The organism is Longimicrobiaceae bacterium (genome assembly GCA_036375715.1).
In the GTDB taxonomy this organism is placed as follows: Bacteria; Gemmatimonadota; Gemmatimonadetes; order Longimicrobiales; family Longimicrobiaceae; genus DASVBS01.
The window spans coordinates 62,484-89,460 of sequence record DASVBS010000074.1; the positions used below are offsets into that span (position 1 = coordinate 62,484).

Genomic DNA, 26,977 nt, shown 5'->3' on the forward strand with positions numbered 1-26,977 from the left:
GCGTATGTCTGAGAATCGGTCGTACGGGCGATGGGGTGACGAATCGTGGGCTCCGGCACCCGCGGCTCTGGGCCCGGGCCGTCCCCTGGAGGCGCCGGTGGTGGTCCCGAGCGTGCCGCTCAAGGACCTTTTCGCAGTATTGCGGCATCACGCCCGTTTGATCCTCCTGATCACCGCCCTGACCATGCTGCCCGTGGTCTGGTGGGTGTACCTGCGTCCTCCCACCTACGAGGCGCGCGCTCTGGTCCGGCTGGCCGACGTACGCCGCGCCATCGCCGGTGGCATCGAGAGCGACCCCGATGCGCAGCCCATCGGCAAGTTCACGGACGAGCTGCTGTCGCAGGTGCAGGTGCTCCAGGGGCGGACGGTGCTCGGGGACGTCGTTGATCGGGAGGGCCTGCGCCTTGTCTCCGCCGATACCAAGCTGCCCAGCCGGTATCTTGCCGGGGTCAGGGTCGCAGACAGTGCCGCGCCGGATACCTTCACTCTTCGCTTCGTAGGCGACGGGGCTGTGGTCGAACGGGGTGGAAGGGAGATGGAGGTGCCCGTCGGCTCGCCCGTAGACCTGGGTGACATCCAGCTGACGATCGCGGCGAGCGCGCCGGCGGGTCATGAAGAGACCCTGGAAGTGCGCACCAAGGAGACAGCGGTCGATTGGGTCATCGAGGGTCTGTCGGCGGCGCCGCGAACCGGAACGGACGTGATCGACGTGACCTTTACCTCGCGCGACTCCGTGCTGTCGCAGAGGGTGGTCAATTCGATCGTGAATGCCTTCCGCGACTACGACCTGCGGGTCGCCCAGGAGATTTCCACGCGCAGGGTGGAGTTCCTCGAGGAGCAGCTCCGACAGGTCGATTCAATCCACACCGCCGCACAGCAGGAGCTGAGCGCCTTCCGCGCCGAGAGTCAGTTTTTCTTCTCGGAGGGGAGGATCGGCGATCAGCAGCAGACGCTGGAGGATCTCGACAAGCGGTGGGAAGAGCTGGCGGCCGATCGTCGCATGTTCAGCGACCTGCTCTCCACCGCCACCAGTGCGCAGGGCGAGGAGCAGGAGCGAGCTTTCCGGACGCTGCTCGCCACCCCGGAGATCGCCTCGAACGGCGCGATTCAGCAGCTCTACACCCAGCTCATCCAGTACCAGGCGCAGCGTGAGGAGCTGACCGCAGGACCGCTCGGGAGCACCAGCCAGGATCCGGAGGTGCGGCGGCTCGAATCGTTGATCACGAGCACGCGCGCGAAGCTGCTCGACGCTGCGCGGAGCCACCTGGCGTCGATTTCCGCGCAGCTCGCCTCGGTGGACGAGCTCCGCGCTCGCAGCCGGGCCCGTGCGCAACCGCTTCCGGTCCTGGCGGCCACGGAGGAACGACTGCTCGAGCGGGTCAACAGCGCCGGGCGGGCGCTGGAGCAGCTTCGCGCCGACCTGCGGGAAGCCAGCATGGCGCAGGCGGTGGAGGCGGGGCGTGTCCAGATCATCGATTATGCGCCCGGTTCCGAGCCGACGGGCTCCAACGGGCCCCTGAAGCTGGCCATCGGCTTGGTGCTGGGACTCTTCCTCGGTGCGGGCGGGGCTTTCGTGGCAGAGTCCTCCAACACCGCCATCCGGCGTCCCCAGGACGTTGCAGGCGTCCTCGGGGTACCGCAGCTCGGGGTCGTCCCGCGGATCGAGATCAATGGCGATCGCGGCCTGAGGCGGCTGACGTCCGCGATCACCGAAGGCTCCCGACGAACGGCGTTCGGAGGCACCGGGAATATCAACGCCGAGGCGGTGCGCAAAGCGGCGGAAGCATATCGAACTCTGCGGAGCAACCTGATCTTCACCGCGAGGAACAGCTCGATTCAGACCCTGGTGGTGACCAGCGCATCTCCGGCGGAGGGGAAGACGACTACGGCGGCCAACCTGGCTGCGTCCTTTGCGCATCAGGGCTTCAACATCCTGCTCATCGACGCCGACCTCCGAAACCCGCGGCTTCACCGCGTGCTGTCCACCGATCAGGAGCCCGGTCTGGCAGAGGTTCTCACCGGCGAGCGGGAGCTCGAGGACGTGGTCCGGATTACCTCCTGCCCCGGGCTCCGCCTCATCCCGGCGGGGGCGCGAACGCTGAACGCCGCCGAACTGCTGGGACTCCCATCCCTGCGCGACATTCTCGTGGAGCTGGGGAACAGCTACGACCTCGTCGTGGTAGACAGCCCGCCCGTTCTCGCGGCCACCGACGCCGCCATCCTCGCCGCGCAGACAGATGCCGTGCTGATGGTGGTGCGAGCGGGGACCACGGAGCGCCAGGCGGCCGAGGAGGCGATGCAGCAGCTCGCCTTTGCCGGCGGACACGTGGTGGGGGCGGTACTCAACGATCCGGATGCCGAGTTGCCGCGCTACGGGGTCTACTATCCCCGGTATTCGTACGGTAACGCGGCGCAGCTAGGCTAGGCCGGGCGACGGATGCAAGCGACTCGTTCCGTCGTCCGATCGCGCGAAGCGGTCATGAACCGTCCTGGCGTGGGTAGTTCGAAGGTCACCCCCGGGGCCCGCGTACCGCGCGGGTTCGGGTCGACGATCGGTATTTCTGAATCGAGCTAATGCGTGCTGCATCGTCACATCGGCCAGTAAGCTCGGGAAACGGCGCAGAGGCACCGGAAGCGGCTGTCGCTTCCCGGGTAGATGCGCAGCGCGAGGAGTTCCTCCCAGGCCCCGACGGAATCCGGGCGGGCGCCCGAAAGCTCGAGACATCCCTGCCGGACCTCTTCGTGGTCGGCGGCCAGCAGCAGGCCCTGCGGCCGCTACACGCAGGGCTGCAGCCCTGGTATCGCTATCGGAAGGGGGTGGTGCTCTACGTCCGCACCGCCGACGAGACGATACAGACGGCGCTGGAGTACGTCTCGCCCCCTGAAGTCTGCGCTCCTGACAACCCGCCCATCCTCTTCAAGCAGGGCACCCTGGTCGACGGGCGCCTCTACCTGTGCACGCAGACCGAGGTGATGGTCTACAGCGTGCCCGAGATGGAGCGGCTGCATTACATCTCACTCCCCTGCTTCCACGACGTACACCACGTTCGGCCCACACCAGAGGGCACGCTGCTGGTGGCCAACACCGGGCTGGACATGGTGATGGAGGTATCGCTCGAAGGAGAGGTGCTGCGGGAGTGGAGTGTTCTGGGGACCGATGTCTGGACGCGCTTCTCTACCTCGGTCGATTATCGGCTGGTGCCGAGCATGAAGCCGCACCAGTCACACCCGAATCACGTCTTCTATGTAGGTCAGGACATCTGGGTCACCCGATTCGAGCAGCGCGACGCGATCTGCCTGACCGATCCCGGCAAGCGGATCGACATCGGTCTCGAGCGCGTGCACGACGGAGTGAGCGCCGATGGATGCCTCTACTTCTCCACCGTGGACGGAAAGATCGTGATCGTGGACGAGGCGACTCTGAAGATCCAGGAGGTGCACGATCTCAACCGCATGAGCGCCCCAGGCGAGCTGCTGGGGTGGTGTCGCGGTCTTCACGTGGAGGGAGCCCGGATCTGGGTTGGATTCTCCCGCCTTCGCCCCACTCGCTTCCGCGAGAACATCAGCTGGGTGGTGAACGGCTTCCGGAGGATCCTGCCGACACGGATTGCCTGCTACGACCTGGAACGCAAGGTCTGCCTCAAGGAGATCGATCTCGAGCCGTACGGGATGAATGCGGTGTTCAGCTTGCATGCCGCGGGTGGCTGAGTCGACATTCGCCGCCACCGTTTCGCGTATGCTCGCGCGCGACCTCCGGGCTGGCGCTGGTACCCCTATCCGTGCAGGCATAGGATTGGATCTGCGATTCAAGGAGTTTCCGCCGGGCCTGGGCCACATCAAGGTTCCCGTCACCTCCCGCGACGCGGCCATCGCCGCCCTCGTCCTGTACGCGCCGTGCCGACCGCGCGCGGTGTGGATGAGCCGCGCGGCCCACCTCTTCTTGCGACTGTTCGGCGCGGCCGCCATCCCCAGCCGCTCGGTACTCTGGCGGCCCCCCATGGAGCCAGAGACCTGGGAAGGACTGTGCGCCCTCTGGCGTCGGGAGGTCGCGGATTTCGATGAGGTGGTGGTGGCGGAGCGCGCCCAGAGCACCCGCACCGGGTTTGCCGCCCTCCTGCTGCGTAATGGACGGCCAAGAGCATTCGCCAAAGTCCGGCGCGGAGGGCTGGCTTCATTGGAGGCTGAACAGGAGGTGGTGAGCCGCGTCTGGCGTGCCCGGCCGCGGTCCTTTGCGGTGCCCGAGCCCCTGGGCCTGGGCGGCTATGGGGACTGGAACTACCTGGCGTCCGCACCCCTGCCGTCGGCTGCACACCGTGTCCCCCGTCGCCCACCGGTTCGCGAGATCGTCGGCGAGATCGCCGACGTCCTCGAGTCGCTCGACCGCGGGGCGGTGCCAGCCCACTGGCGGCCCATGCACGGTGATCTGACCCCCTGGAATCTGCGAGAGATGCCGAGCGGGCAGCTCTATCTCTACGACTGGGAAGATGCGGGTTGGGCCCCGCCTGGCGCGGACGAGGTGTTCTACCGGGCGAGCGCCGCCGTCACCGGCAGGGAGACGTCCTGGCCGACCCTCCCGGAGGAGTATCACGAGGCGGTGGCCTTCTGGAAGGCGCGTATCCCCATGCGGGTGGGGTCCCATAAGCGTGATCGGGCGCTCGACGCGGCGATGATGGCGGCGCTGGAGACGATGACGCAGGCCGGCCTGGGGAATGGCGTGCCCGTCGGGCGGGTATCGAGGTGAGCATGCGGTACACGGTGGGGCGACGATGAAAGCCCGTTCCCGAATCCCCGCTGGAGTCATCGACTCCGGACTGGCGTCGCTGGCCACCTTCGGCGTCGGCCTCTTCGCGATTCACAGCTTCGACCCGGCGCTGCTGGGCGGGTACGCGCTCGCGTTCGCCGCGTTCAACCTGCTGGTCATCCTGCCCCGCGAGCTCGTCTTCGTACCGGCGGAAATCGCGGCCGTTACTTACGCTTCCGAAGCGCGGCTGTCGCTGATCGGCCGCACACTCTCGCTCGGCTTGTTGCCGGCGCTCGCGGCGGCGGTCATGGTCTCCTTCTGGAGCCTCGCCGCACCGGCCGACATCCCTACGACTGCGATCTTTCCGCTTACCGTCACCACCGCGATCTGCACCTTCCTGTCGCCCGTGCAGGATCACCTTCGCCGCATGCTGCATATCGGCGAGCGATCCTGGCTTGCGACAGCGATCTCTGTAATCCAGGTCGCGATGACGGCGCTAGCAGTGGTGGTCGCGGTGCGTCTCGAGGTGCCGGCGGCCTGGATTCCGTTCGGGGCGCTCGCCGTTGCGAACCTGGTCTCTCTGGCCGTCGGGGGAGCGATGCTGGGGCTCAGTGCGAGGTCCGAGCCTCCTGACGCCCCAGCGCTGCAGCTGTCCGCCCTCGTGATCTCGGGTAAGTGGCTGCTCGTCGGGGGACTGCTGGGGCCTGCGAGCGTTTTTGTCGCCTCGGTATTGGTCACACACCTGGCCGGCGCAGAGGCGCTGGGCTTCGCCGAGGCGGCCCGCGTGATCTCGCGGCCGCTGCCGGTGCTGGCGGCCGGCATCTCCGCGGTGCTTCGACCGCTCTCGATCGAGGCGGCCCAGAAGAAGCAGCTTCCGATCGCGCGGCATGCCTCGCGCCTGTACCTGAAGTTGATGGGGGCGTGCGGCCTCCTCTACCTGCTGGTCGCGGGCGCGGATGTCCCGTGGAATCCGCTCGCGGCCATTCTGCCGAACGGCTACATGATCTCCGGGCTCGCGGCGGCCACCATCATTGCGGAGACATTCAGCGTCCTGCTCTTCCCTTACCGCTACGAGCTGCTCGGCGGTGACCGCGTGGTCGCGCTGACCGTCATCGAGGGAGTGGGTGCGTTCTTCCGCTGCGTCGTCACGGCGATCATCGCCGGAATGGTAGCTTCGTTCGCGATGCCGCTCGGACTGATGATCATGACCGTCGCGCGGGGCTTCGGCTTCCACATGAAGCTCCGCGGCCTGTACGAGCCCGAGAGCGAACGTCCGCGGCCGGACGAGGAGGCGGTGCATCCGGTCAGCGGCGATGCCACGCTGGTACGAGGATGATCGCGCACGCGCCGGACCGGTTCGCGGGCACCAAGCCTCTCGCGCAGTGGCCCGAGGCTCCGGCCGCCATGCGCTTCGCCCGGCCGGGTTGGATCGATCTGGCGGTCTTCCTGATGCTCTTCTCCGGGCCGCCCAGGCTGCGCGTGCGTGACGCCACCGCCTCTCTGCGCGGCGAGACCGACGCTGCCGTCCTCCTGCGTCTGTTCGTCTGGGCAGCCGGCCTCATCTGGATCCTCTACCGGCTCTACCCGTTCCTGGTCTCCCGCGGGATCGTGCCGCGGATGTCGCTTCCGCAGATCCTCGGGATCGTTCTCTCCCTCGTGCTGGCGGCGGGCGTCTTTGTCGCCCCCGGTCCGGGCCTCACTGCCTTCGCCGTCTACCAGCTCGTGGTCATGGTGGTATTCAGCTGGCTTTACGTGCAGCTGTACGGGCCGGACGCATACGTGCGTCATCTCTTCTGGGGGTGCCTGCTCCTCACCATCGCCATTCTCTGTGCCTGGGCGTTCATGCCGGAGCTGGTGGTGCGGCGGGGAAGGGTGCGAGGAGATCTGATCGGTCCGTCCGGGGCCCTGGCGGCCATGGGCCTTACCCTCTGCCTGACCGGCACCGTGCGACTGAGGCGCTGGGTCTTCCTGTCCGCGTCCGTCCTGTTTGCGGTGCTGCTCATTGCCGCGCAGACCCGGACCGCCTTCGGCGGCTTCATACTCGCCGCACTGCTCGGGCTGCTTTTCCGCTACGCGGGGCCCATCCGGAAATTCTACGCTTTTGCGGCGATCGCCACGCTGGTTGCGGCGCTCTTCGGCTTGCTGGAGGCGGGAGGCGAGTACGCGATTCGGGAGGAACAGAGCCTCGCGACGATGAGTGATCGGATCCCGCTCTGGAGCCACCTCATCGGCACGATGATGCGCGAGTCACCGGCGATCGGTCTCGGCTACTACTCCGCGTCGCGGGTGCTCGGACCGCAGTACAACGAGAATCTCGGCAACGCGCATTCCGCCTTTGTGGAGATCCTGGTGGGCGGTGGCCTGGTGGGTGGGCTGCTCTTCTTCGCCCTCTACGCGGTGCTGATCGCCTACTCGGCCCGGCTCCTCCTCTTCGGACGATCGTCGTCGCTGGTCTTTGCCGTGCTGGGGCTCTTCCTCATCACCTTCGTCATGTCGGTGACGAACACGGAGGGCGTGCAGGGGGGCCCCATCGGCTTCACCTTCTGGTCGATGTGCGCGTTGATCCCGGCGACCTGGGAGAAGCTGATGCGGGAGGGGCTCTGGGAGCCGACGGTAGCGGGTTCGAATGGTGTCGGCCCGGAGAGACGATGGATCTCCGCGGCGCCGGTCTGAGCGGGATCGCAGCGGACTGGTAGGGTCTGATGAATCGCTGCTTCCCCCGAGAGAATCGCCCGTACGGCGCCAGTGCCGTACGGGCGAATCCTCCCGAGCAGGGCGGAGCTTCCGCCTTCTCAGAGCGGCGAGTTGACCGTTCCCTCGGACCCGTTCGCCTCCCATCCGAGCTTCGCTCGCATGTCCGCGATGGTGCGGATCCATCCGGTGTGCTTCCAGTAGGTCATCTCGATCACCGACCCCTTCTCGTAGCGGTTGTAATCCGCCGTCACGTTCATGTCGGCCGGCGTGGTGATCTTCGCGCCGCCGGGGTGAATGTTGGAGCGGGCTACCCACCCCTTGAAGAAATTGTGGGTGATCGCCACGTCCTTCAGCGGATAGGCGCTGCCACGATCCGCGTACACCAGTTTGACCGAGTGCGGGTTTGCGACGAAGAGGTTGCCCTTCAAGGTCACCTTGCTGCTGTTCGCCACCGTCACGCCGGCGACGCTGTTGCTGGCGAAGACGTTGTTCTCGACCAGCCCGGGCCCGTGACTCACCTCGATGAACAGGCCGTGCCCGCTCTCGTTGAAGTTGTCGTGAAGGTAGCTGTTCCGCACGGTGAAGTTCGTGTTGTTCGTGTCGAACCAGATCCCCGGGCCGTTGTTCTCGTAGCTCTCTACGTTGTCGACCAGCGTGCCGGTGGTGTGATAGAACTTCATCACCTTGATCGAGTTGTCGCCGTACAGCGGGTCCGGTCGGTTGTTGTTGTGGCGCAGCACCGCGTCCTGGAGCGTGATCCAGCGAAGCAGGGGCTTGTCGATCGCCGCGGAGGCGGTAAGCGCAAGCGTGTGGTGGTTCTCGAAGGTGCTGCGCACGACGGTCACCGAATCACCACGGATGTCCAGCCCGCTGAAGCCCGCATCATCGAAGAGGCAGTCTTCGATGCGCCAGCCGCGGATCGCGGCGACTGCGGCTCGGTAGCGAATGTTCGGCTCCTCGGGGGCATAGTTGCGGAACACCAGGCCCCGCAGCGTCACGTAGACCGCCCCGTCCTGCTTCACCCCCCCATAGTACTGGGCCGGTGCGAAGTTGTACGACCCACCGGTCAGCACCACCTTCCCGCGCTCGGCCGCCTGGAAGACGATCCGCCGCTCCGAAGTCCCCGCATTGCGGACCGAGACCGATTCACGGTACGTCCCGGCGGCAATGGTGACGACATCACCAGCCTGCGCCACCTGCGCCGCCTTGTTGATGGTGCGGAACGGCGCACTCAGCGTTCCCGGGTTCGCGTCGTCGCCGTTGGGCGAGACGTAGTAGGTCGTGCCGCCCGCCGGAGAGAGCAGGGAATACGTTCCCTGACCGAAGCCGCGGGGACGAATCCCCTGGAGCACGGCCGCGTACGCGCTGGGCTGAGGAGCGGGTTCGATCTCGACGGGGCTCGTCGGCTCCGTCGCCCCGGGCTGTGTCGCCGCCTGCTCGTCCGGAACGGCCTGGGCGAGCGGCACGATGACCACGGTGTACATCTCAGCCCCGGCCAGGCTTCCAGCATTGCCGCCCAGGACCACCTTTCCGGCCTGGAACGTCCTCCCGTAGAGGAGGTGCGTGTTCTGCTCGCGGGTCTTGGTGATGACCACGCTGTCCCCGGTGGCCTGGAAGCCGAGCTCGGCGACCCAGGCCGGCACTTTAGTGCCGTTGAACGCCACGTAGACGGCCGACTCGCGATCCAGCTGGAAGGAGAGGAAAGCGTTGCCGGTCGACAACTGATCTCCGTTGGCGGTACGGAGGTACGGCGCGCCCTCCAGGGCAACGGGGACGTAGGTGTACGTATATGCGCGGTCGATGTAGGCCTTGGCGCCCTGAGTGAGGCCGTACGCCACTTCGTAGCTGCGCCCGGACTGCGCTGTCACCCCGCCCACCAGGGAGCCGATGTAGGTCGGTTTCACCGCAATCGTATACATCTGGGCGGAGCCGCCGTCGGCCCGGTTGGTCCCCAGGCGGATGGTGCCAGCGCGGAAAGTCGCGGCATAAATGGCGTAGGCGTTCTCCTCAGCCGCTTTCGCCACGACGATGCTGTCACCGGTCGGCCGGAAGCCGAGCTCATGCAACCAGCTCGGCGTGGCCGGCCCGTGGTACGCCACGTAGACCACTGCGTCCCGCGTCAGCTCGAAGGTGAGGAAGGTGCCGGAGCCGGAGAGGGCCTGGTCGCCATTCGCCGTGCGGATGTACGTCAGCCCCTTCAGCGTGGCAGGGACGTTCTTGTAGACGTACGTCCGGTCGATGTAGACGCGGGCGCCGTCCGCGAGCCCCTCGGCCGCCGCGTACGGGCGTCCGGAGGCCGCCTCGATGTAGGTGATGAGGCCCGAGTCCGCGAGCGTGGAGCTCTGCTCCTGCGGCACGGGAGCGAGCGGCGAATCGGAGCAGGCGCCGAAGAGCAGCGCCAGAAGGGCGGCCGCGGCCCTGCCGCGGACTGCGCGCATCTTGGCCACCCCCCCGCCAATTCCGGGCTGCGAAAAAGCGGAGCGACGGCTCCGCTGATCGTGAAGTCTGGTCCAGCGTGTCCTGATCATTGGAGGAATCGGTGCGTCGTGAAGCGCGACCCGACTTGGTCGCGCGTACCTCTGTTCTTCGGCGCACCGAGCCAACGAGCCCGGCGCGCTCAGCAGATGTCCCTAAACAGACGAGACATGTTTTACGTTGCTGGGCGGCCGAGCTTGCCTGACGTGCGTGCTCCGTCAGTACCTCAACACTGCGCCTCCGGGCTTTTCCCGGATCCCACTTGACAGCAACCGACTCGCCTCATGGCGAGTCGCGTGCCGTCTCGTCGGGTTTTCGTAAGTGGCTTTATAGCAACTACTTATGATTTGACTGCGGATCGACGATGCGTCAGATGCCGTCGCAAAGTGAGAGAACCGGGGAGATCTGCAAGCCGATAAGATCGTGCCGGCGTGATGCAGATACTGTCCTCACATGTCACAGCACTGGCTGTCGGGGCCTTGACGGGTGGGTGGCGGTGAGGACCGATCGTTCCGCCACGCGAGGTGGGAGAGGCGGGAGCGTACTGGGTCGCATTCGACAAACGGGCCATGCCGATGGCCATAGAACGGGTTGAGCGATGAATTGGACCAGCAACTCTTCCTCCACGGACGCGCCCTCGTCGGGGGGCGACCGCCCGCCGGGGGAGGTGCGGCCGGCGGACGACTCCCGCACGTTGCGGAGAGGAGCGATGGAGAAGGCCCCCAACTTCATGGTGGTGGGCGCGGCGAAGGCGGGAACGACTTCGCTGTATCACTATCTACAGCAGCACCCGGACGTCTTCATGCCCGTGGAGAAGGAGCCGCACCACTTCTCACAGGTACGTCCCGATCCGGCCAAGCGGGCGTTCTATAAGCACATTCCGGATCGTGCCACTTACCTCGCTCTCTTTTCAGGCGTCCGCGCGGAGCGGGCCATTGGCGAGGCCAGCACGTCGTATCTCTGGGATGAGGAGACGCCGCGGCGGATCCGGGAGTTCAATCCCGCCACCCGCATCATCATCATGCTGCGGGAGCCGGTACAGAGGGCCTATTCACACTACCTCAACGACGTCCGGGAGGGCTACGAGAAGCGGCCCTTCCTGACCGCGATCGAAGAGGATCTGCGGGCGGAGCGCAAGGGCTGGGGGGTTTCCAGCCTGTACGTGGATCTCGGGCGCTATTGCGAGCAAGTGCGCCGCTACCTGGAGTTCTTTCCAGGACAGGTGCTCGTCCTGTTCTTCGAGGAGTTCATCCGCGATCCGCGGGCGGCGCTGCGGCAGACCTTCAGCTTCCTCGGGGTGGATCCCGAGTTCGCCGAGCAGGTCGAGCTCGAGATCCATAACCCCTACGCGGAGCCGACCTCCCTGGGCCGCGTGCTGCTCGGCAGCGGCATGGCGCGCACCGCGGCGCGGATCCTGGTGCCGCGAGGGGTCCGCGCCGCCGCGCGCGATAGGATGCTCAAGGTGAAGCCCAAGCCGAGCATGGATACGCGCGCGGGGGAGCTTCTCTCGCGCGTGTACGCCGGCGAAGCCGAATGCCTCGCCGAGTTGCTTGGCCGCCCGGTTCCCTGGTCCACTACCGCACCCGCCGCCCCTTCTTGAGGTCCGGCCTCGCTCCCCCGGGCCGGCCTCCGCAAAGCGCAAGGTTGGGCCCTGGCGCCCTCTACACACCCGCATCACGGCTCGGCGGGCGTGGAGCAGCCTGGGGTTGAGGTTAGATACCCTAGGGCTAATGAGGCGCCAGAGCGGCTACTCAGAACCGCTCCGGCGCCGATATGGATGCGGGACATCCCGCCGTGTTGACACCCCGATTGCAGGCTGCGACGCTCACACCCCCACTATACCTCCGCGGGGTTTCGCTCCGCACCAGCCCGCCGCAGCATTACATCGGCGGGGTCACCGTCCCTACTCGCCCATTCTGCTCCCACCCCAGCTTGGAGCGCAGCTCGCTGACGCTGCGGAGCCACCCGGTCTGCTTCCAGTACGACATCTCGGGCACGGTTCCGGGATCGTAGGTGTTATAGTCCGCCATCAGGTTCATCTGTGCGGGGGTACGGGTTTTTATCCTACTTCCACCGGGGTGGATGTTCGAGTCTCGCTGCCAACCCTTGAAGGCGTTTCGCGTGATGCGAACGTTGCCGAGGTCGTACCCCTCCTTCCGATATTCGTCAACCAGGTGAATCGAGCGGGCGTTGCGCACGAACAGGTTGTGATTGATGGTCACTCCGGTGCTGTTCGCCACGGTGACCCCGGAGACCGAGTTGCCCGCGAAGATGTTGTTCTCCACGAGACCCGGAGACTTGCTCACTTCGATGAACAGCCCGCGGCCGCTCTCCCCGTAGTTGTGGTGGAGGTAGCTGTTTCGCACCACGTAATTCGTATTGTTCGTGTCGAACCAGATCCCCGGCCCGAAGTTCTCGTAGCTCTCCACGTTGTCGACCACCGCATCCGCCGTGTGGTAGAACTTCATCACCTTCATGGCACCGTCTCCGTAGAGAGGGTCCGGGCGGGTGTGATTGCCGCGGATGATCACGTCGATGAGCCGCGGTCGCCTCAGCTTCCGCTGCCAGGTCTCCGCCGAGGCCGTAACCGCGAGCGTATGGTGATTCAGGAAGGTGCTGCGGACCACCGTCACCGAATCCCCTCGAATGTCCAGTCCGGAGTAGCCCGCGGCGTCGAAGAGGCACTCCTCGATCTTCCAACCCCGGATCGCGGCTACGGCCGCCCGGCGCTTTATGTCGGAGACCAAGGGCGCGTAGTTGCGGAAGACCAGGCCGCGGAGGGTGACGTGAATGGCACCGTAGTTCTTCACCCCGCCGTAATACTCGGCCGGCGTGAAATTGTATGAGCCTCCGGTGAGCACCACCTTCCCTCGACCGGTCGCCTGGAATACGATGGGGCGGCCGGCGGTGCCGCCATTGCGCACGCGAACCGACTCCCGGTATGTCCCGGGGCGGATATTCACCACGTCGCCCGCCTTTGCGACCTGCGCAGCCTTGTTGATGGTGCGGAAGGGGGCGGAATACGTCCCTGGATTGCTGTCGCTGCCGTTGGGGTCTACGTAATACGTCCTGCCACCCGTCTTGGGCTGGAGCAGTGTGTACGTGACCTTGCCGTATCCTCGCGGGCGAATCCCCTCGACGATCGAGGAAAAGCCGCTCCCCGTCGAGACTGCGGTGGTGTACAGTTCCTGAGGACGGATGATCACCGTGTACATCTCGGCAGACCCGCTCCCCGCGCGGTTACTGCCGAGGGTGACCTTCCCGGCGGAGTAGGCCCGCACGTACAGGTCGTGCGTTTTCTTCTCCCGCTCTTTGGCAATCACCAGTCGCTCGCCCGTAGGCTTGAAGCCGCGTTCCGTCACCCACGCCGGCGGCTTGCCATTGTAGGCAATGTAGACGAGCGACTGTCGCTTCAGCTGGAAGGTCAGAAAGCTGCCGTTTCCGGAGACCGCCTGGTCCCCGTTGGCGGTGCGGATGAAAACCTGCCCTCGTACGAGGTCAGGCACACTTTGATAGGTATAGGTGCGATCGATATACGCGCGCTTCCCCCCACTGAGATAGCTTACCGCTATATACCGACGCCCCGAGGCAGCATGGATGTCGCTCAGCAGGTCGGCCGGGGCCACGGCCTCGTTCGCCTCGCCGGGTGTCAAGCTCGATTCGGCTTGAGGCGCGACCGGATCGTCCGTGCAACCGGTCACAGAGATCAGCAGGAGCGGGAGCACCAGCGAGAGCCTCCCGCCGAGGCGGCTCCAACGCGGACGCAACCGGTCGCCGGTGCAGGCGCCAGCGACGGCCCGAGCGAGGACGCCGAGCGCACTACGAGTCAGGTTCCGATTCATCGTCCTCATGAGTGTGTGGTTGTTGGATTGCGGTCCGGGGACACGCGCCCGTTTCCTCCGCGTGGCTGGGATCGAAAAAGGCCGCCAGCCGCGCTTTTCCACGCCAGAGGCGTGGATTGGCGTTGCTGGCGGCCAGGCGAGCATGACGGAAGATTCCGCTGTAGCCCCTTGACTCTGCGTCGCCGCCTTTCGACGGCTTTGCTCTTGGCAGCAACGATCCCGTGTGGCGGGGCGGCCGCTATCGCGGCCTGCTCCCCCTGCCATTCAGGAGCATTCAGATCACCTCGTCAGAGCATTCACCGCCAATAGGCGGAGACGCCCCGCGGACGATCAGACCATCAACTTCTAGCCCGCGCTTGATTCGCGGCGGATCTTCTCGAAGCGCGGCCACGGCGTGGTCGACGCCGGTTCGCCTCGTGCCGCTGGTACATACGAAAATGGCCGCCAGCGCTCGGATTTTTCCGCCACATCGGCGGAAAAGTCCGTTGCCGGCGGCCAGGCTGGCATGGCGGTGGAAGCCGCTTTAGCCCCTCAGCTCTGCGCCACCGCCTTTCGGCGGTTTTGCTCTTGTCAGCAACGATGGATTGTAAGCGATGCCAGCACGGGTCCAACACACCCGTGCTCGCCAGGAAGGCTATGCCAGCCTCCGAGTCGACCGACGCGCGCCCTCAGGCGAGAACGCGCCGGCGAGATCACTACATGGATGCGTCGAGGAAGTCCTAAAATAATCCTTCGCGCATCCGAGCGCAAGGGTTATGTGAAGGACCGGCTCAGGCCTCGGCGCGCGCCACCGCTACCTGCGGAAGTGCGAGCCAGCTGCTGAGATCGCGCTGCAGCAGCACGGAGAGCCGCTCCACGTCGTCGCGGAATCGCTCGACGAGCATCTCTCGAGTCTCCGGTCGCATTGGCGGAGGACGTCGAATGTTCAGCTTCGTCAGGTTCGCCCGCAAACGTCGCGCTTTTCCCGGAGCGAGCCGGCGAATGAGCTCCTTCCCAGGGAAACGCGCGTTCAGCAGGTGGCCGAGCGCATTCGAGCGGAACTCCCCGCTGCGATTGAACACGTCACGCGTCACCAGCTCGAGGTCCGTGGACAGCCCCAGGAAGGCGAGAATGTCCCTGCACAGCCCGGTCGCGTCGCGCACGAGGTCCTCGAAGAGGTAGATGCGCACCGCCTCCTCTCCGAACACCTCGAGGTATCTCTCGACCTGTGGACAGTACCTGCCGCTCTCCACGTAGTGGAAGCGAAAATTCTCCCCCGCCGCAATCCGCTCCGGCTCCGCCTCCAGCGCCTCCTCGAATCCGAGCGGCTCCACGAACTGGTTGCGATTATACCAGTAGAACGAATATGCCCGCTCGATGGGATTCCGCAGCACCATCATGATCCTGGCATTCGGCTGCAACTGTCGAATGCGTCGCGGCGCGTTGACCGAATAGAGGTAGGATGTGGAGAGGTCCCCTGCCAGCTGGTCGTCGCGGCATGCGGCGAAAAGGCGAAGGTACTCTTCGTCGTTTGCCAGCTTCGGAGCGTATCTGTGCTCGAAATCCGAAAAGTAATGCGGCTCCTTCATGTGGGGGACGAAGATCGCCGGATGCTGTGTCAGATAGTCGAACAGCGACGTCGTCCCTGCTTTCGCTGCACCCACAATGAAAAAGTCGGGAATCTTCATGGAGCACGAATCTGCTCTGGCCGCCGATCGTCACCTTCGGGGCGATACGGGCGGCCGGTTTCCAAGTCCAGATCAGCCGGCCTGGGCGGCGGGCGCACGCTCCGGAACGGTCGCCCCGGCAGGTCGCCGTTTGAGCGCCGCATCATAGACCGCCATCAACCTGTGGTAGTTCGTCTCCGCCGTATACCGGTTCAGGTACTCCTGGCGGGCTCGCCTTCCCATCTCCTCCATCTCTGCAGCATGGTCACGCGCCCACGCCACCGCGGCCAGCAGGTCCGTCGGCCTACCGGCATCGAAGTGCAGGCCGGTCTCCCGATCTCGCACCAGCTCGGCTGCTGCCCCTAGCCGGGCGGCGATCACCGGTGCCCCCGTGGCGAACGCCTCCAGGATCGTGAGCCCGAATGCCTCGTACCACTCCGAGGGGAAGACCAGGAAGCGGGCTTCCTGCATCAGCCGCGTGACTTCCTCGCGCGACCGACGCCCCAGCCATTCTACGCCCGGGATTTCGGCGCCGAAGAGCGAAGCGAGCGGTCCATCCCCAACGACCTTGAGAGGCACGCCCGGGCTCCCCGTAGACCATGCCTCCAGCAGCGTACGCACCCCCTTTTCCTCGACCAGTCGGCCGACGTACAGCGCGAAGTCGCCCCGGTGCTGCCCCACGCCCGGGTCGACCACGAGGAAGTGTGGCTTGACCGCGATCCGCTCCGCCGGCAGTCCCCCCTGCACGAATTTGTCTCGCAGGAACTCGGTGGGGGCGATGTACATGTCCACCGCGCGGTTCCAGGTGCCGATCGCGCGGTGGACGGTGTTGTGCGCTACCACGCCCAGCGACGCGGTGATGCTCCCGCGGTAGCAGGCGTGCCTCACCGCCGGCCATGGAACCGCCTTCCCCAGGCACGCTTCACACACCTTCCCCTCACGGTAGAAGGTGGTTCCCGGGCAGAGCAGCCGGAAATTGTGCAGGGTGTGTACGACGGCAGCCCCCTCGGACCGAGCGGCGTAGTAGGCGGCCGGGGAGACGAGCGGGAAAGTGTTGTGGAAATGGACGACCTGTGGGCGTTGCGACCGGCAGAGGGCGCGCAGCTGGTCGGCGGCCTCGCCATTCCACAGGGTTTTCCGCGCAAGCGTGGCGGAGCTCAGGCCGACGATGGCGTCGTTGTGGACGGTGAAGTGCGACACCGTATGGCCCCGCTCGCGGAGCAGATCGGTCTCTGCCGCGAAGACCTGGTCCTCGCCGCCGGGCTGCTGGTAGAAGTTGTGAACGATCAGTACACGCATTGCTGCCGGCCGTCCGGTGATCGCTGAGCCCGCTATGGGTTGCAGACGACCGAAGCCGCCGGCGGGTCACTTTCCCGACGGGAAACCCCGACGAGATTAACCCACCGGCGGCGCGAACTGACCTTAATCGCCCGCTCTAAGAGCCCGCAGCTCGGTTGCCTCGGGGGACGCTGGCCAGTGTGCGCAGGCTCCGTTCCCCGCGCCGGCAATCTACGGCACCTCGACCCGGAAGCTCACGTCTACCCTCGGCGCTCCGAAGTACCTCCAGGTCCCGGCCTGATCGAGCCTGATTCTACAGATTCCCGGGGCGATCGCCGAGACCGTTGGCCCTTCGGAGAGCCTGCACACGTCCCGCGTCTGACTCCTGAACCTCACTGGGCTGGGGGACCCACCACCCTCGGCGGCCATGGGGTAGCTGGCACCGACGTAGCCCGTGTCCGGCGGTAGAAGGGTGGGGACGATGCGCTGCTCCGAGAGTGCCTGGTTCTCCCGGTGCTTCCCCCAGCATTCGAAGGCGTCGTCGGTCCGGACCGCGCAGGTGAAGTAGTATCCGCCGCTCAACTGGCGGTACTTGCCCGCAAAGGCGGTCCGCGTGGCCGGCGCCTGTCCCCAGCCATTGCCGCCCCAGCATTCCGCTACCCCGTCCGAGCGCAATCCGCAGGTATGCCAGGCTCCGGCTTCCACCGCGACGAAGCTTCCCGTGCTCGCGCTGCGGGTGGGCGGCGCCTGACCAAACTGGTTCAGATACCAGCACTCGACGCCCCCATCGTCTCGCAGGGCGCAGGTATGGTTTTCCCCCGCCGTGACCTGCACGAACTTGCCGCTGGCCGGCTTCCGTGTCGACTTGTACAATCCCCAGCACTCGACCGCGCCGTCGATCCTCAGCGCGCAGATGTGCCGATTGCCGAAAGCGAGCTGAGTGAAATAGCCCCTCTGGGCGCCCTTCTCTAAGGGATAGCGCCACAATTCCCCCTCATACCCCCAGCACTCCACCGCGCCGTCATCCCGTAGTGCGCAGCTCTGGAAGTCTCCCACACCCACTTGTGTGTAGACCCCGGTCCTGGCGGTCCTCAGCGCCGGAGCGCGTCCATCGACATTGTTGCCCCAGCATTCCACTGCGCCGTCGTCCCGCAGGGCGCAGGCGTGATCCTTGTGGGCGGCCACCTGCACGAAGCCTCCAACGGAGGGCGTCTTCGTACTCGGATCCGCCCCGTAGTCGGATTGCCCCCAGCAGTTGACATATCCGTTTGCGCGCACCGCACAGGCGTATCCTTCGCCCGTGCTCACCTGCGATACGGTGTACCACGGCGCACTGCTGGCGTCCACCTTCGCCGTGGCTGTCACGGTGTGCCCCATCGAATCGGTGACCTCGAGCCGTGCGGTATAGTTGCCGGGAGACTCGTAGGTATGCCCAGGCCCCGGACCAATGCCGCTGTGCCCGTCCCCGAAATCCCAGGTATAAGTCAGCGCGAGATCGAACTCGGGGGCCGTCTCCGCGGTCCCGACGAACTGGACCATGGTGCGGGCGGCTGCGCTGTACGGGCCGCCCGCGTCCGCGGACAGAACGCCGTCTCCGACTGGGCGAACGATGACGGTGTACATGTCGTAGTGCGAATCGCCGATCGGCGGGAGTGCGACCTGCCCCGCCGGAAAGACCTTCGCGTACAGGCGGGTCCGGCCCAGTTGCGTGGGCTTGTTGATGTAAAGGTGATCCCGGACGAACCTGAAGCCAGCCTGGCTGAACCATTCCGGCTCTGATCCGCTGCGCAGGGTCAGGAACACCACCGCTTCGCGGTCGATCCGGAAGGTCATCAGGGTGTCGAGCGTCGCGATTCTGTCGCTCTGTCGCGTCTGGATGTAGGTGGCGCCCTGAAGGAATCGGGGGACTTCGTCGTAGATGTAGGGGCGATCGATGTAGGTCCGCGCGCTGTCGGTAAGCCCCGTCGCAACAACGTATTCGTAGCCGGTCGCGACCTGGAGATCCGTTATGTTCACCGTGTTGGCCGCGCTTGCGACCGCGCGATTCTCTCCCGAGGTCTCGGGGTCCAATTGGGGATCGGAGATGGCGTTGTCGGAGCAAGCACCGATTCCTACAACCAGGGAACACAGCGCGGCCCTGCACAAACGCGGGAAGATCGTGGGCATGGCCCTGACCCGGTGGATGGAAGGTGGGAAGCGCGTCCGGAGATTCCGGATCGGGGGGCTATACGCAACGTCCGGCGCCTCCTAGATGACGGATTAGAGTACTATAGAGTCACATTCTATGAGGTGAGTTCATCGTGGCTGGGTCCACGCAGACGAACGACAACCGGCGGGCGCGCGCAGTCTCGATGCGCTATGCACCCGCCGGCGTCGGTTGGCTCAGGGAACGGTGACCGGCGTGCTGAAGACCCATGTCGTACAGCTGGTACCGGCGCAGGCCCGCACCCCGTACTGATACGTTAGTCCTGACACGACGTTGCTGTCGGTGTGCTCCACCGCGTTTTGCGGCGGCGAAGCGATCCACCCCCACTCCCCCCAGGTGCCGCCACTCGTCTGCTGCCGGCGCATGAGGCGGAAAGAATCCTCACGGTCACTCGTGTCTGTCCAGCGCAGGCGCACCTGCGGCCCGGACACTGCGGTGGCACTCAGGTTGGTTGGGGCGCTGGGGGTCTGAGGCGTCCTCGCCTGGAAGCTCACCTGTACTTCCGGAGCGGGAAAGTATCTCGAGTTCCCGGCCTGATTGGCGGCGATGGTGCACGTGCCGGTGGCATTGGCCCACACCGTCCACCCGGAGAGCGTGCACACTCCTGGCGTGACGCTGCTGAACTTCACGGTGCTGCCGGAGCCGCCACCCACCGCGGCGATGGGATACCGTCCGCCGACGTACCCCGGGTTCGGTGGCGGCGACGTGAAGACGATGCGCTGCTCCGACCGCGCTTGCCCCTCCTTGTTCCTCCCCCAGCACTCGAAGGCGTAGTCGCTCCGGACCGCGCAGTTGAAGTAATACCCGCCGTTCAGCTGGTGGTACTGACCCACCGACGAGGTCTGCGTGGCTGGCGCCTGTCCCCAGCCGTTGCCGCCCCAGCACTCGGCCACGCCGTCCGATCGCAGCGCGCACGTGTGCCAACCGCCGGCGCTTACCGCGACGAAGCGACCGGTGGTCGCGGTCCGGGTGGGCGGCGCCTGACCGTATTGGTTCAGGAACCAGCACTCCACCACGCCGTCATTCCGCAGTGCGCAGGTATGGTCGTCCCCTGCAGTGACCTGCACGAACCTGCCGGAGGTTGCCGTGCGCGTCGATGCGAGCTGGCCCCAGCAGTCCACCGCGCCGTCGATCCTGAGCGCGCAGGTGTGATCGTCCCCGACCGCGAGTTGAGTGAAGTAGCCCTCCCCGGCAAGTCGTGTGGGGGGGGCCTGGCCGTAGCCGTTGCCGCCCCAGCACTCGACCACGCCGTCATCGCGCAGGGCGCAGCTGTGAACCTGCCCCACTCCAACCTGGGTGAAGACCCCGGTTGCGGCGGTCTTCAGGGCGGGAGCGCGACCATTGCCATTGTTACCCCAGCACTCCACGGCTCCGTCATCGCGAAGGGCGCAAGTGTGATTCTTGTGCGTTGCCACTTCTACGAAGCGCCCCGTGGACGCCGTTCTCGAAGCCGGAGCTTCTCCGTATTCCGACTGCCCCCAGCACTCGACTACCCCCGTCGCACGCAATGCGCAGGCGTATGCATCTCCTGCACTTACCTGCGATGCGGCGCGAGCCGGTGCATTGCCCACGTTTACTTGCGCTGTCGCTGTTACCGTGTTGCCCAGTGCATCGCTGACATGGAGCTGGGCGGTGTAAGTCCCGGGAGCCGTGTAGGTGTGCGTGGGCCGTGGGCCCGCTCCCGTGTGCCCATCCCCGAAGTCCCAGGTGTAGGTCAGCGGGAGATCGAGCTCCGGCACCGTCTGCGCGCTCCCTGCGAACTGGATCGACGTCCCGGCTGCACCGCTGTACGGTCCTCCCGCGTTGACGGATTGGACTCCGTCACCGGTAGGCCGCACGATGACGGTATACATCTCCCTGCGGGAGCCGTCGTTTGCCCCGAGCTCCACCCGCCCCGCAGGGAAGACCTTCGCGAACAGATAGTGGCGAAGCCGTTCTGAGGGTTTGACGATGAGCAGGTAATCCCGAATGGGCTCGAAGCCGGCCTCGGCGATCCATGGAGCCGGCGTACCCTCGTAGGCGATGTAGACTACCGCTTCGCGGTCGATCCGGAACGACATCAGCGTTTCGGGGGATGCCTCCTTATCTCCCTGTCGCGTCCGAATGTAGGTGTGCCCCTGTAGTGCTAGAGGGACGTCCTCATAGACGAAGGTTCGATCGATGAAGGCCCGCGCCCCGTCCTCCAGACCCGTCGCAACGACGTACTTGTATCCGGTTGCAACCTGGAGATCCGAGATGGTGACAGGCGTGGCGGCATTCGCGGCCGCGCGATTCTCTCCTGACGCCTCGCCGCCCAGTTCCGGCTCGGCGATGGAGTTGTCCGAGCAGGCACCGATTCCCAGAACAGCCAGACAACACAGCGTGAGGCTGCACAACCGCGCGAAGACCGTGGGCATGACCCTGACCCAGTGATTGGAAGGTGGGAAGCGCGTCCGGGAATGCCCGGATCGACGCGCCGTACGCACAGGACTGCGCCCGCGATCTTTAAGACTGACAGGTATGTCATAGCGTCACACTGCGCGCGCTGGAGCGACCGAAGGCAAACGCAGAGATCGCAGAAGGTGGCACGGAGGCCGTCTCTGCCCCTCCGCGGTAAGTCACTTGGGGCGGCGACAGGGAAGGATGTGGCGTGCGCGAGGCCTCGATCGTCTAGAGGGTTCGAGGCGGCCGGAAGCCGTGAAGCAACGTGCGGGCGGGGTGGGCGTCGCCCCGAGGCGCCCGGGGAATCGGCACGTGAGGCTCTGAGAACGAATGGTCATCGCAACGCTGACGCTGGTGCAGCCTTTTGCCGCTGCTCTCTACGCGATTTCTCCGGGCCGGGACTGGCCGGTCCTGCTGGTCGCCGCGCTTCTGGTGACCATCCTGGTGCGCCGGCAGCTAGGCCTTCGCTCCAGGCAGACGAGCGCCGCCAGAGACCCGCTGCTGGTGTTCCAGGCCGGCGGGATCAAGCGCGAGGAGCTCCCGGCGGACCGCTTGCCCCACCTCAAGCAAGTCCCGCATCGTGCCGCCGCGTCAGCCGGAGTCGTGCGGACGCGGCGGCTGGGGCTTCCCGGATCGCTGGACGGCGCGGTGGAACCCCGAACACCGTTTCCTGGCTCGGTATCGACGGAGCCCCCGGTTCGATTCGGCACCCCGACTGATCGTCAAGGATCGGCTGGCGTCTTTCGGCGCGACCAGGCCACATGGCGTGCGAACGGACCCCACAGAGCGGACTTCCCGACGGAGCATGGGTTTGGCGACGGGGCGTTCGGCCTTGCAGCGAGCAACGGCACCGGCGAGGAGAACGCCCTCACCGTTCAGCTGCTCCCCGGCAGCCTGACGGTAGTGGAGGGAATCGATCGCGGGACCGAGATCCGCTTCGTCCGTCATCCCGGCGCCGCCAACCCGGAATTCACGTTGGGGCGCGCCCCGAACGATTCGATCTCGCATATCCAGGTGCGCGGGGCCAGCGTTAGCCGCACCCACGCGCGTATGCGATATCTCGGGGACACCTGGGAGATCGCGAACCTCTCCGCGACCAATCCGGCACGGGTGAACGGGGTCGGGCTCGGCGGGCCGGGTGAGGCTCAGCGCCTGAACACGGGGGACATCATCGAGCTGGGAGAGGTCGTGCTGCGGTATCAGAACAGCTAGGCTCCCGACCGGCAATCCGGGGCGCGACTCGCCGCACTCGTGGCGCGGGCACCACACGGCTGTAGCGCACCCACAGGGGGCTGAGCAGCGCCCCGACGCAGGGTTTCAGGCCAGAATCGGGGCCGAATTCACGGTATTCGTTACCCGGAGCGGGCTTGTTCGGCGCGCCCGCGGGGGCCGATCCCGGGCACCCCGGATTCCGCACGTCTCTTGCAAAGTGCACGGAGAGTCGGCATCGGTCGCTCACGCCCATGCGAACAGACCACCCGATCCGCCTACGACATGCAGCAGGAGAATGGCCTCGCCAGCCGTACAGTTGCGGAACGCGAGCGGCCAGCACGAGCCCTTGTGGCCAACGAACAGGAAATCTGGATCTGGTCTCTGGAAACCATCCTGACGCCGGATGGCTTTTCCGTGATCCGCGCCACCACGGGCGCCCAGGTCCTCGAGCAGGTCCAGGTGCACGACCCGGACGTCGTGATCCTCCATGCGACGCTCCGCGACACCTCGGGCATCGAGCTCTGTCGACAACTTCGCGAGCAGCAGCTGGTCAGCCCCACCACCCCCATTCTCATCACCACTTCCGGCCCCTGTCGCCGCAGCGATCGCCTCCAGGTCCTCCACGCCGGCGGATGGGACTACGCTAGCCTCCCGCTCGACGCGGAGGAGTTCATCGCCAGGCTGCGCGTCTATCTGGCTGCCCGACGCAGCGTCAGCCGCTCCTGTTCGGATGGCCTCATGGACCCGACCACTGGCCTGTACGATCTGCGTGGGATCCTGACCCGCATCCGTGAGATGGGCCTGGCCGCCCGCCGCTACGCCCGAGCGCTCGGGTGTGCCACCGTCTCCTGCGCTCGCGAGCCGATCTCGGTCGACCGGGTCACCAGCGCACTGGCTCGAGAGCCCCTTCCCGCTCGTCCCGAGGGCCGCCGTCCACCCGACGTCCTGCGGTCGGTCGTTCGCGGGTGCGATGTGATCGGGCAGCTCGCCCCCAACGAGTATGTGATCCTGGCCCCGGAAACCGAACTGCCCGGCATGCTGCAGCTCGCCAACCGGGTCATCGAGGCTTTCGAGGCGGAATCGTCCGGTACGGACAGCCCGTTGCCGGTGCGGATCGGCTGCTTCGCTGTGTCGGATTTCTCCGCCGCGCCGATGGAACCCCTGGAGATGCTCGTTCGCTCCACGCAGGCACTCCGCATGGCGCAGCTCCCCGGGTCGCCCCCCGTGCAGCCCTTCAGCAACGACTCCCCGGCGTGATCGCCGGTAGCGCTACCTCCCGCCGAGCGACGTCGGTTGGTGCAGGTGCGCTCGTCGCCCAGCGCGTGCGATAGGCGCCGCATCTTTGGTCCTTGACTTCGCCCCGTGCAGCCATATGCTTCATCCTGCACGCTGCTTTGACGAGCAAGCGCGCGTTTCCTCGCCACAACACCACGGTTTTCCCTTAAGCCTGCCATAGGGCGGCTGATACAGCCGACTAACCCCTAGCATCGCATCACCGGAACACCCTGGGCGATGGCCCTGGGCTGCCGCTCCGAGTCCCAGCGCGCAGCCACGAGTTGGATCGGCGCAATAGTGTAGGATTGGAACCACAGTGTTAGCGCGACACCGCAACGGAGACGGCGAATCAGTATCGACGGCGGCGCTTCGTTCGGCCTGCGCGCCCAGGCGGAGCCTCTGTCTTCCGGGCCGATGGTGTCGTCGCGGGCACGATCAATGATAGGCCGGCCTCCGGCGCGTGGTCTTCGGGTCGCGTGTCGACCGGACCATCCTCTCTTCACCACACCCTCTGCCTACCGAGGAATCCACCGCGAAGACGCAACTGAAACAGCTCCCAGAAATCGAATTTTCCGCGTTCAACCCCCGCAGGACAGACGCGCGAGCCCCCGTCGAGGTGACCGACATGTCCGAAATCGTCTCCGCTATTCCCGGCAGGGCCCATCCCGGCATCTACGGCGCCTGGTCGAAGGATCGAATCGTACGCCTGCTCCGCGATCACGGGCACGCCTTCCCTGAACGCTCGGATACGTTCAACGCCGCGCTCGTGTTGCTCGCCTCATTACGGATCCGCCACAACGTGGATGCGCTGGCGAAATTCTGTGGAGTGAGACGTGAAGTGGTGGCCCGCTGTGCACGTCGACTGCACGACAACGGCGTCTGGCAGGAAGGGCGCGTCATCTGCTCCTGGATGGTTCCCGAATCGCTCGGCGACGACTTCCGGCGGGACGTGGCGGTCGCCGAAGGGAAGCTCTGGCGCCGCCTTGGCGACGACGGTTACCCGTGCTGGGCCCCTCCCGGCTACTGGTATAAGAGCTATGGATTCGTCGATCCGGAGCCGAAGGCCGGGTCGGCGGTGGTGTACCTGCCTCGCCCGGAGCGAGAATCGCCTTCTGCTGAGCCCACGCTCCTCCCGGCCGCCTCCGGTGCGCACGCTGCGTCTGAGAAAGAGGACGACCGAGGGCTCGCTCCCGCGACCTGGATCGGGGGAGGCAGCTCCTCGAGAGAGGGAAGTCGTCCAATCGAGGAAGGACGGTTCGCCCCTGCCGGCGTGCTGCTGGTAGGCGAGGCTTCGGACGCAGTGTGGTTACGGTGAGTCGGTGCCCGGTTCTACCCTCGGATTTCCGCAGGTCTTCGGATTGAGCCGACGAAGGACGCCATGACGACTCGCACTGCTTCTCTTCGCTCCCCCGCCGACGAGGGATCGGCGCAGCCCCTCCGGATCCTCGTCATCGACGACGAGCCGACGCTCTGCGAAAGCTGCGCGAGCGTGCTGACGCTGGAGGGCTACGACGTCACCACCTGCAGACGCGGTGAGGAAGCTCGAGAGCTGATCCAGAGAATTGCCTTCGATGTGCTCCTCGTCGATCTGCACATGCCCCAGGTGAGCGGGATGGAGCTGCTCCGGCTGAACCGCGAGCTGCACCCGGACTCGCTGGTCATCCTGATGACCGGCAATCCGAGTGTCGATTCGAGCGTCGAAGCGTTCCGTATGGGGGCCTGGGACTACCTGCCCAAGCCGTTCACGGCCAGCCATCTACAGATCCTGATCGGGCGCGCGTGGCACACGGTGGTTGCGGCGCGCGAGAAGAAAAAAGCCGCCGCTGCCCACGAGCCCCAGCACGGCCACAGCTCCAACGTCACGCTGTTGGGGCGGTCGCCCGCCTTCCTCCGCGTCATCCGCCTCGCCGAGCAGGTCGCTAAGACCGACGCCTCTGTCTTCCTGACAGGAGAGAGCGGGTCGGGCAAGGAGGTGATTGCCCAGTTCATCCATCACCACAGCCCGCGCAGTCGGAACCAACTGGTCGCCGTCAACTGTGCGGCGCTTCCGGAGACGCTGCTCGAATCGGAAATGTTCGGCCACGTGAAGGGGGCCTTCACCGGGGCGGTGCGCGACAAGCCGGGGCTTCTGCAGGTGGCCGATGGCGGCACTTTCTTCCTGGACGAGCTGACGGAAATGGCGTTGCCCATCCAGGCGAAGCTCCTGCGCGTGATCCAGGATGGACAGGTCCGGCGCCTCGGCAGCGAATCGGTCGACGCTCGGGTCGATGTCCGCTTCATCGCTGCGACCAACCAGGACGCGCAGGTCGCCTGTGAGAAAGGGAATCTTCGGCGCGACCTCTATTATCGCTTGAGCGTGGTGCCCATCCGTGTTCCGCCCCTGCGCGAGCGGGTGGAGGACATCCCGATACTGGCGGAGCACTTCCTCAACCTCTACTGGAAGCGGCACCGGGAGAAGGGATCCCCGATCCCGGCCTTCAGCCCGATGGCCATCCGCGAGCTGCAGACCCGGCCCTGGGTCGGGAATGTACGCGAGCTGCAGAACGTGATAGAGCACGCGGTCGTGCTGCTCTCGCCCGGCAGCGAGATTCAGCCGGACGACATCCCCTATCTGGATGGCGGGGCGACCCAGTCGGCGGCTTCGCTACTGCGCAATGGCAATGGCATTCAGCTCACACCCGAGGACCTGGAGTATCACAGCGCGCGCGACAAAGTTCTCTCCGATTTCGAGCTTCGCTACCTGACACTTCTGATCGCCCACGCCGGCTCCAACATGTCGGAGGCGGCGCGCATCGCCGGTATCGATCGCACTACCCTGTACCGGCTGATGGAAAAACACGGACTTCAGCGCGGAACGGTGTTGCGGACCAACTGAGCCTCCCGGTTCAACTACAGCAGCGGAGACCGCAGCCTCTCACCATCGCGCGATTGAGCCGGAGACGTCCGCTACGTGAAAGATACCGAAGGCACCACCTCAGAATCGATCCGTACCGCGGCCGAACGGACGACCGAGTGGTTGCTTCGCAGCCTCTCCGGGGAGAGCCGAGAGGCCGTCGCCCAGTCGGTCGCAGCGCTGGTCGACCTGTTGTGCGACGATGCGCCGTTCGATGATCCGGAGCCGGTGGCGACGGGTCGGATCGCCCGACTGGCGGCCCGTACCCTCGCCAGGGAGCTCGTCCGCTGCTGG

Annotated in this window: 17 protein-coding genes and 2 riboswitches; of the genes, 11 read left to right on the forward strand and 6 right to left on the reverse strand. The window is 66.0% G+C overall.

What is annotated here, in order from left to right:
* The first annotated feature begins 4 nt into the window (after positions 1–4).
* The 5 genes from VF167_15845 to VF167_15865 all read left to right on the forward strand — a co-directional run bounded on the left by VF167_15845 (position 5) and on the right by VF167_15865 (position 7,414).
* Positions 5–2,425 carry a polysaccharide biosynthesis tyrosine autokinase gene (locus VF167_15845; protein HEX6926896.1) on the forward strand — a complete coding sequence of 807 codons (2,421 nt, stop codon included), beginning with the start codon at positions 5–7 and terminating at the stop codon, positions 2,423–2,425.
* A 149-nt stretch (positions 2,426–2,574) separates the two neighbouring features.
* Positions 2,575–3,708: a hypothetical protein gene (locus VF167_15850; protein ID HEX6926897.1), complete on the forward strand. Its 1,134-nt coding sequence runs from the start codon at positions 2,575–2,577 to the stop codon at positions 3,706–3,708.
* Positions 3,709–3,793: 85 nt separating this feature from the next.
* Complete coding sequence (locus VF167_15855; GenBank protein ID HEX6926898.1) at positions 3,794–4,741, forward strand: hypothetical protein; 948 nt, start codon at positions 3,794–3,796, stop codon at positions 4,739–4,741.
* Between the two features lie 25 nt (positions 4,742–4,766).
* Positions 4,767–6,077 carry a hypothetical protein gene (locus tag VF167_15860; protein HEX6926899.1) on the forward strand — a complete coding sequence of 437 codons (1,311 nt, stop codon included), beginning with the start codon at positions 4,767–4,769 and terminating at the stop codon, positions 6,075–6,077.
* Positions 6,074–7,414: an O-antigen ligase family protein gene (locus VF167_15865; protein ID HEX6926900.1), complete on the forward strand. Its 1,341-nt coding sequence runs from the start codon at positions 6,074–6,076 to the stop codon at positions 7,412–7,414. The genes VF167_15860 and VF167_15865 overlap by 4 nt, the downstream gene beginning before the upstream one ends.
* A 119-nt stretch (positions 7,415–7,533) precedes the next feature.
* On the opposite strand, the gene VF167_15870 is transcribed toward VF167_15865, so the two are convergent.
* The gene (locus VF167_15870; GenBank protein HEX6926901.1) at positions 7,534–9,873 is read right to left on the reverse strand and encodes a right-handed parallel beta-helix repeat-containing protein; all 2,340 of its coding nucleotides are present in this window, start codon (positions 9,871–9,873) and stop codon (positions 7,534–7,536) included.
* Positions 9,874–10,508: 635 nt separating this feature from the next.
* Between VF167_15870 and VF167_15875 the strand changes: the two genes are divergently transcribed.
* Positions 10,509–11,510, forward strand: coding sequence for a sulfotransferase (locus tag VF167_15875; GenBank protein ID HEX6926902.1), 1,002 nt, complete (start codon positions 10,509–10,511; stop codon positions 11,508–11,510).
* A 280-nt stretch (positions 11,511–11,790) separates the two neighbouring features.
* Here VF167_15875 and VF167_15880 read toward each other — a convergent pair whose 3' ends face one another.
* The 5 genes from VF167_15880 to VF167_15900 all read right to left on the reverse strand — a co-directional run bounded on the left by VF167_15880 (position 11,791) and on the right by VF167_15900 (position 21,278).
* Positions 11,791–13,752, reverse strand: coding sequence for a right-handed parallel beta-helix repeat-containing protein (locus VF167_15880; protein ID HEX6926903.1), 1,962 nt, complete (start codon positions 13,750–13,752; stop codon positions 11,791–11,793).
* 124 nt (positions 13,753–13,876) lie between these two features.
* Positions 13,877–13,965, reverse strand: a riboswitch (cyclic di-GMP riboswitch).
* Positions 13,966–14,239: 274 nt separating this feature from the next.
* Positions 14,240–14,328: riboswitch (cyclic di-GMP riboswitch) on the reverse strand.
* Positions 14,329–14,522: 194 nt separating this feature from the next.
* A complete protein-coding gene (locus VF167_15885) occupies positions 14,523–15,419 on the reverse strand; it encodes a sulfotransferase domain-containing protein (protein HEX6926904.1) in 897 nt (298 codons plus the stop codon).
* Between the two features lie 72 nt (positions 15,420–15,491).
* The gene (locus tag VF167_15890; GenBank protein HEX6926905.1) at positions 15,492–16,697 is read right to left on the reverse strand and encodes a glycosyltransferase; all 1,206 of its coding nucleotides are present in this window, start codon (positions 16,695–16,697) and stop codon (positions 15,492–15,494) included.
* A 210-nt stretch (positions 16,698–16,907) separates the two neighbouring features.
* The gene (locus VF167_15895) at positions 16,908–18,746 is read right to left on the reverse strand and encodes a PKD domain-containing protein (GenBank protein ID HEX6926906.1); all 1,839 of its coding nucleotides are present in this window, start codon (positions 18,744–18,746) and stop codon (positions 16,908–16,910) included.
* A gap of 312 nt (positions 18,747–19,058) precedes the next feature.
* Positions 19,059–21,278, reverse strand: coding sequence for a PKD domain-containing protein (locus VF167_15900; GenBank protein ID HEX6926907.1), 2,220 nt, complete (start codon positions 21,276–21,278; stop codon positions 19,059–19,061).
* 355 nt (positions 21,279–21,633) lie between these two features.
* On the opposite strand from VF167_15900, the gene VF167_15905 reads away from it, so the two are divergent.
* The 5 genes from VF167_15905 to VF167_15925 all read left to right on the forward strand — a co-directional run.
* The gene (locus tag VF167_15905; protein ID HEX6926908.1) at positions 21,634–22,515 is read left to right on the forward strand and encodes an FHA domain-containing protein; all 882 of its coding nucleotides are present in this window, start codon (positions 21,634–21,636) and stop codon (positions 22,513–22,515) included.
* A gap of 348 nt (positions 22,516–22,863) precedes the next feature.
* Positions 22,864–23,772, forward strand: a complete 909-nt coding sequence (locus VF167_15910; GenBank protein ID HEX6926909.1) for a response regulator — start codon at positions 22,864–22,866, stop codon at positions 23,770–23,772.
* Positions 23,773–24,415: 643 nt separating this feature from the next.
* Entirely contained in the window at positions 24,416–25,105 is a 690-nt protein-coding gene (locus VF167_15915) for a hypothetical protein (GenBank protein HEX6926910.1), read from the forward strand.
* A 63-nt stretch (positions 25,106–25,168) separates the two neighbouring features.
* Entirely contained in the window at positions 25,169–26,665 is a 1,497-nt protein-coding gene (locus VF167_15920; GenBank protein HEX6926911.1) for a sigma-54 dependent transcriptional regulator, read from the forward strand.
* A 75-nt stretch (positions 26,666–26,740) separates the two neighbouring features.
* Positions 26,741–26,977: hypothetical protein (locus VF167_15925; GenBank protein ID HEX6926912.1), on the forward strand; the 237-nt coding region annotated here is incomplete at its 3' end.